6 protein-coding genes are annotated in these 7,308 nt (G+C 45.7%); 3 read left to right on the forward strand and 3 right to left on the reverse strand.

The genetic code is table 11. The features are described from left to right. From VIN08_RS19160 to VIN08_RS19170, 3 genes are all read left to right on the forward strand, one after another. Positions 1–2,203, forward strand: a 2,203-nt coding sequence (locus VIN08_RS19160) for a SusC/RagA family TonB-linked outer membrane protein (RefSeq protein ID WP_331968319.1), incomplete at its 5' end; no start/stop codon positions are given. Between the two features lie 59 nt (positions 2,204–2,262). Then, positions 2,263–3,615, forward strand: coding sequence for a RagB/SusD family nutrient uptake outer membrane protein (locus tag VIN08_RS19165; protein ID WP_331968322.1), 1,353 nt, complete (start codon positions 2,263–2,265; stop codon positions 3,613–3,615). 71 nt (positions 3,616–3,686) lie between these two features. Next, positions 3,687–5,018, forward strand: a complete 1,332-nt coding sequence (locus VIN08_RS19170) for a TlpA family protein disulfide reductase (protein WP_331968325.1) — start codon at positions 3,687–3,689, stop codon at positions 5,016–5,018. Positions 5,019–5,026: 8 nt separating this feature from the next. On the opposite strand, the gene VIN08_RS19175 is transcribed toward VIN08_RS19170, so the two are convergent. The 3 genes from VIN08_RS19175 to VIN08_RS19185 form a co-directional block, all read right to left on the reverse strand. Beyond that, the gene (locus VIN08_RS19175; protein ID WP_331968327.1) at positions 5,027–6,115 is read right to left on the reverse strand and encodes a hypothetical protein; all 1,089 of its coding nucleotides are present in this window, start codon (positions 6,113–6,115) and stop codon (positions 5,027–5,029) included. 47 nt (positions 6,116–6,162) lie between these two features. Beyond that, the gene (locus tag VIN08_RS19180; RefSeq protein ID WP_331968330.1) at positions 6,163–6,414 is read right to left on the reverse strand and encodes a hypothetical protein; all 252 of its coding nucleotides are present in this window, start codon (positions 6,412–6,414) and stop codon (positions 6,163–6,165) included. 99 nt (positions 6,415–6,513) lie between these two features. After that, the coding region (locus tag VIN08_RS19185; protein ID WP_331968333.1) for a protein kinase domain-containing protein at positions 6,514–7,308 on the reverse strand (795 nt) is incomplete at its 5' end.

Here is a 7,308-nt window from a genome sequence, read left to right on the forward strand (position 1 = left end):
ATATTCCGGCTTTAGCAAGGTGAGCCATTTCCTGAACCTGCTGTCGACCCCTCAATACCTGCAAATGCGCAGGGAAGGACTCAGGAATGATGGCATGGAGCCAGGCTTCTTTGACTCAGATCTGACTGTATGGGATTCTACGCGGTATACCAATTGGCAAAAGGAACTGATTGGTGGAACGGCTCATATTACCAATGCCAAAGCATCCGTATCGGGTGGAACGAAGGACACGCAATTTTTGATAGGTACTGGATACTTAAAACAGTCAACCGTTTTTCCGGGGGATTACAATGATCAAAAAATTTCGGGCCATGTTAACATCAATCACAATCCTTCCTCGGGTCGGTTTGGGCTCGCCTTTTCAACCTCATATGTATACGACAACAGCAACCTTTTGCGAAATGATCTGACCCGGTATATAACATTGCCGCCCAACACGCCAAATTCATTTGACGAATATGGAAACCTCAATTGGGAAAATTCAACGTGGCAAAATCCGTATGCATTTCTGAAGAGACCATACGAAGGAAGGACCAGCAATCTGATCTCTTCACTCGCCTTGAAATATACCCTAATGAAAGGTCTGACTTTGAAGACCAGTCTGGGCTATAGCGACACGCAGATAAATGAATTTTCTTCCTTTCCGACCGACTCCTATGACCCCGGAGATGGTATAACCACCGGCACATCGGTATTCAGCGACAATAGTATTCGGACCTGGAACATCGAGCCTCAGATAGAATATCAGGTCGCGGTGAGCAAAGGCGTGTTGAATATACTGGGAGGGACCACCTTTCTGGCAAACAACAGGGAGGGAAAAGATATCGAAGCCTCCGGCTTTACCAACAATGCAACATTAAAGAATCTTATGTCCGCATCGCGGTTGCGGGTTAGCAATACAAGGGATATTGACTATAGGTATACGGCATTGTTTGGCAGAATAAATTTCAATTGGGATAGAAAGTACCTGTTAAACCTTACCGCCCGCAGGGATGGGTCGAGCCGATTTGGTCCCGATAATCGGTTTGCCAGTTTTGGTGCCGTCGGAGCAGCCTGGATTTTTTCAAATGAAAACTGGTTGATCGACAACGCTATTTTGAGTTTTGGCAAACTCAGAACCAGCTATGGTATAACCGGAAGTGATCAGATTGGCGACTATCAATACCTTGATTCCTATAGGGCAACCTCTCAAACCTATCAGGACATGGTTGGCCTTGTTCCCTCGCGATTAGCCAATGCGGCATATTCCTGGGAGTCGAATAAAAAGTTCGAAGCCGGCCTGGAGGTAGGATTTCTTAAAAACAAGATTCAGCTCTCGGTAAGTTGGTTCAGGAACCGTTCGTCCAATCAACTGGTGGGCCTTTCCTTACCGGGCATAACCGGCTTTACTTCCATTCAGTCTAATTTCCCGGCTACGGTTCAAAACGAAGGACTTGAACTGGAATGGCAATCCGTAAATGTTAACAAACAGGATTTCTCCTGGACAACCACGGCCAATATTACTTTGCCGCAGAACAAACTGATTGACTATCCGAACCTGGCAGCTTCTACCTATGCGAATACCTACGAGGTTGGAAAATCTCTTTACGTTAAGAAAATGTATCATTATACCGGCGTTGATCCCCAGACGGGCCTTATTACATTCGAGGACAGAAATAATAACGGCAGCGGCACGGATTATCCAACCGACCTACAAGCGCTAAAGGAAATCTCTCAGAAGTATTATGGAGGAGTACAAAATACGATCTCATTCAAGGGGTTCCAGCTTAGCTTCTTTATTCAATTCGTCAAGCAGACCGGCTTCTCCTACATCAACAGCTCAGCCTTTGTTGCTCCCGGCAGGCAGGGCAACCAGTTAACGGATGTTATGAACCGGTGGCAAAAGCCAGGTGACGTATCGGCTCATCAGAAATTCACCAGCTTCTACGGATCGCCCGCGGCCGGTCTGTATTCGACCAGTACTTATGCCGGGGACAATTCTATTACGGATGCCTCGTTCGTCCGGCTGCAAAATGTTTACCTCGCCTGGGATTTCCCTCAGCAACTCCTCAACCGCCTTCGCCTGAAAAGTGCCCGGGTATATACGCAAGGACAAAACCTGCTGATGCTTACAAAGTATAAAGGGTTAAGCCCGGAAACACAAAGTCAATCTGTGCTTCCGCCTCTCAGGACAATCACATTCGGTTTTCAAGTATCTATATAAATGAACTTTTTATGAAAGAAATCTATAGATCAACCCAGAAACTTTTAACACTGTCAACGATGATTCTCCTCGTATCATCCTGTTCTGATTTTCTCGATGTTGGCTCACCGTCCACACAGGTGAGCAGCACCACTGTTTTCGAGGATGACGCTGCCGCGACCTCGGCCATGATCGGTATATATAGCGAGATGATGTCTTCGTCTGGCTTTGCCAGCGGTGGACTGTCAAGTGTAACCTTGTTGTCCGGAAAATCAGGTGATGATTTTATCAACTATTCCCAGAACGCCTCGGCTGAATTTGCTGCCAACGAACTCAATGAAAACAATAGCTATTTAAATAGCTATATCTGGCAGGAGGGATATAGGTATATATATGATGCCAACGCCATTCTGGAGGGACTCTCAAAATCCACCACGCTAACCCCTTCCGTAAAGCAACAGTTAACAGGTGAGGCTAAATTCGTGCGGGCATTCTGTAACTTTTATCTTGTTAATCTCTTCGGTAAAATTCCGCTGGTGACCACTACGGATTATCGTATCAACCGCGAAGCCTCGCGGATGACAAGTCAAGATGTATACCACCTGATCATAGCGGATCTGGAAGATTCCAAATTGCTGCTGCAGGACGACTATGCTGTCTCAGGTGGACAAAAGACAAGACCGAACCGGTTAGCAGCATCGGCGCTGCTCGCCAGGGTATATCTCTATACTATAGATTATGCTAAGGCGGAAGAAGAGTCAACCACGTTGATTGAATCTGACCTTACGCTGGAAGAGAGCTTAGACGATGTATTCCTGAAGAGTAGTGCAGAAGCGATCTGGCAACTGATACCACCCCCGGGCTCCAAGAGTACTAAGGAAGGATCTATCTATATACTCACATCTGCGCCAACGGAAATTTCATTGTCGGATGACTTAATGAACCATTTTGAAGATGGCGATTTAAGAGCATCTCACTGGGTGGGCCAAATAGAAACGGAGGGAATAGTATTTAACTACCCGTTCAAGTATAAAATCAAATCAGCGTCTACGTTAACGGAATATTCCATGGTGCTTCGGGTGGCCGAGCAATACCTGATCAGATCGGAAGCCAGGGCTCAGCAAGGTAAATTGCCGGAGGCCATGCAGGATATAGATGCGATAAGAAATCGGGCCGGGTTGCCGCTATTCAAGGATATATACCCACAGATAGGAAAGGATGACTTGTTGCTGGCGATCGAACATGAACGCCGTATGGAATTTTTTGCCGAATGGGGCCACCGCTGGCTTGACCTGAAACGAACGGGGCGAGTAGGGGAGATACTGGGAAGTAAACCTCTGTCAGCCTGGCAGGATACAGATGAATTATACCCTGTTCCATTGCAGGAAATCCAAAATAACACCAACCTGTTGCCTCAGAATCCGGGCTACTAACACCTTCGATTTTCTTTCTTATACATGGCAGCTCATCCCTTCATGAGCTGCCCTTAACCTCTTTTATATCTATGAAAAAAATATTTCTTATAGTATATATAGCACTTCTGGTAATTCCTCCAGGATATAGTCAAGCTATTAAGAGAACAAGGTTTGTGATTGGCGAGACGCTGCCGGAGATCACCCTGAACAATCTGATCAATTATCCTAAACACTCCGAACAACTATCTGCCTTCCATGGGAAAACAGTAGTTCTATACTTCTGGAACGAGGGATGTTCTTCAAGCATTCGGGACTGGCCCAAGCTTTTGAAGCTCCAGCATGATTTTTCGAAAGACATTCAGATTATCCTGGTGAACGAATCGCAGGATGAGATGACGGTTAAAAGAATAGTAGCTGATCAAAGCAAAATTGTGCATGTAGCCATGACCCTGCCAATAGTCTGCCGCGATTCGGATTTGAATAATTTGTTCCCGCGTAACTCTGTCCCACACTTGATTTGGATCGACCCCGCCGGAAGGCTTATGGCTGTAACCTCTTCAGACCAATTGAATGAAAGAAACGTCAGGGCTCTTGCCGGCGACGGGGAAGTAACCATGATCCAAAAAGATGGCGTAAGGTATAAAGTAGATTTTTCCAAGCCCCTATATATAGGCGCCAATGGCGGAACCGGTGATCACTTGCTTTGGCAATCAGTAATATCGGAATACTACCCGGGAATTTACGGTACGATGTTAATTGATAGTTGTTCAGCAACCATGTCCAATACCACGCTGGTAACCATGTTTCGATTTCTGTTTAAAGGAAAGACCAATTGGTTCGGCGCCTTAAACCTCTTTCCGGAAAGCCGGGTTGAATTGCAAGTAAAAGATACCACGAAATATATAGCCCAGGTGAAAGGAGAAACCCAGGCCGAAAACTATTTTACCTATCATCTTTATTCCAGGAAACCTCAACCTCAGGAGACTATGCGTGCAGCGATGATGGCTGACCTCAAACGATACTTTGGAGTGGATTGCTATTGGTCCAGGGCTACCCGGATGTGCCTTGTCTTATCAGCGGGCGATACTACTCTGCTCGGAAATGGAAGCGGTGAGCCTACCTCCATCATGCTGAGCACACGCATGGAATTAAATAACCTTACGATTACTGAAGTGCTGGAGAATCTACTGGCGACAACAGACTACCATCATTCCCCTTATCCTATAGTGGATGAAACAGACATTAAACGCAAAATCGGCAAAGTGAAGTTTGAGGCTAACATCATGAATCACGCTGATCTTAACAAGGCTTTAAACAAATACGGTCTTGCGTTCACCTTGCAGCCCCGGGAAGTGGAGATCCTGGTGCTTTATGAGACTGACCACTTCACTCCCAAGGAAGGTGCGGTGCACGCAAATTGATGGCGCTGTCATTCGACCGCCAAAGCTCGGGGCGAAACTTCGTAGACAAAGAGATATTGGCCGTAGAGAACCACCAATGTCCTGCCAAATATAGCAAACGATGTGATGTGTTGACCTCGCTCCAGGGGAAGATAGAAGCTGAAGCGATATTGATGGGTTGGTAAATAATAAACGTCCATGACCTCATAATATTTAAAATCATCCCGTGGCTGGTTATCCGCCAGGAGGCCTGACTGAATATAGAGCCAGTCGTTGCTCACACTACTCCTCCGGTTTACGGTTACCGGGGGAGCCCCCAACGTTTTCGTTCGCTCAGATCTTATTTCTGAAACTTTAATCTTGGCCTTTGTCGTGGTATCAATCAGGCGATAGCGTGATACAGCATCCAGCAAGCCATCCGACTCGATGTATTGATTTCGATAGTAATATACATAGATAACCGAACCCAGGGATTCTGAATAGTTGAGCATGCCATCCGTGCAAAAGACGCCATCCAGTTGCCTTTCCAGAAAGGCGGTGTCAATCTTTATATTTCCGGAAGCACCGGATTGACGTATAATAATATCCCGGTGCGTTTTTGCGCTTTCTGATCTCAGAATGAATATATCTTTTTCTGCCGGCAAAGCATCTTTAAAGTATACCGGTATAGCTGATATTTTCTTTGGCGGTGATGGTACTGAATCGCCCCTATAAATGAATGGGACAAATCCGTTGAGTACATAATATGCATCAGCGTTTACCGTGATGCGTATTCTGCCCAAGGATAAATTCTCCGATGAGTCCAGGTTGATTCTTGTCAGGGTAGAGTCACGCAAATCTAACGTCACCGCGAGCATCGTTAGTGGCGCGGTATAATTGCCGAGGTATATTTTCTGATTGGCGCGACCCGCTATATAGAATGAATTGTATTTCAAATCCATTGATTTTAAGGAAAGCAAGGGATAGGGTACAAAGTTTCTAACAAAGCCACCGCCTGTATACCCCCGATTCCAGAGACTTGCAAACTGTAAACACATGACTATAGCGATGCTCCCAGCGGTGAGGAGAAGCATCTTCCATACTGGTTTACGTGCGGGATTCTTTCGTATAGCATTCATGACAAAAAAGGGGCTGGCCGGATGCCAGCCCCCGCTTCAGGTTTAGGTTATGGTCTCATCAAGGGTTGGCTCGGAGAGGAAACCTGGTAGGCGGCATTACTGCCGGAGGCGATCAACGTACACTGCGATCCATCCGGCCGTTCATTATCGCAAACGTTTTGTTCAACTGTGGAGAATACAGTTGATCCGTTTTGCTTGACACCATGGTTAGTGATGTCCGTAACGGTTTTTGAAACAACAGCACCGGCAAATCCAAGGACAAGCGCCGCGATGCTCAGGAAGATTCTGATAGCTTTCATAAAACTTAACATTTTGGTTTAATCAACACGCCTACTCTGTTTCAGGTTTTCGGCTTTCTCCTGCTTTACATGTAAAAGTCTTTTATGGAAAATTCCATCTCAGCCCTCATGGGAACTGGCCTTATATTGCAGCAGTCTATCGCTAATCGTTTTCAAGGCCGGCCGTTTAGCGGGGTTGGGATCAATGCAGTGGATAATCAAATCCAGCATATCCGGATATACTATATGTGAAGCAAGAATCTTAACAACCTTTTTAAGGTTATGCAGATCAAGTGTTCTTGGATGCATGTGAGTCAGGGAATTAATAATCAAACATCCGATGGAGTATATATCGTCATATATAGTCGGGCTTTCATTCCGGATTTGCTGAGGAGAGGAATATCCCTTTGTACACCCGGGAAAGAAGGGCTCATTGTTTTTTCGTGAAACCTGCGTGGCTAATTCCAGGTCGAGCAGGGTTAAAGCTCCGTTTCTTGCTACAATGAAATTGGAAGCGGATATATCTCTATGCACATAACCCAGCCCGTGAAACAGCTTTATAATTTCTATTGCCTGGAGAAGATAGTCTATTAGTTTTTGCTTGTTGATGCTTGTCAGCAATTTGAATGTGTAATCGCCATACAATTGATCGATGGTGTCCTGAAGAGTTGCTCCGCTTACATACTTCACCACAAGATATACTTTGCCTTCAAGCTCAAAGAAATCGATCGGTTTGGGGAGCGGCAAGGTGGTTGAGAACTTCGTCAGCAGAGTAAATTCCCATTGCAGACGCTGGCATCTGTCAATTCCGGAATTGAATCTTGAAGGGCGAGACGCTTCTTTGATGATGCACTTCTTAAACCAGAGGTGTTTGAAATGAATAGCAAGCAAGACCCTACCGTGGCTGGTTGATTT

This window comes from Ohtaekwangia sp., assembly GCF_036568665.1.
In the GTDB taxonomy this organism is placed as follows: Bacteria; Bacteroidota; Bacteroidia; order Cytophagales; family Cyclobacteriaceae; genus Ohtaekwangia.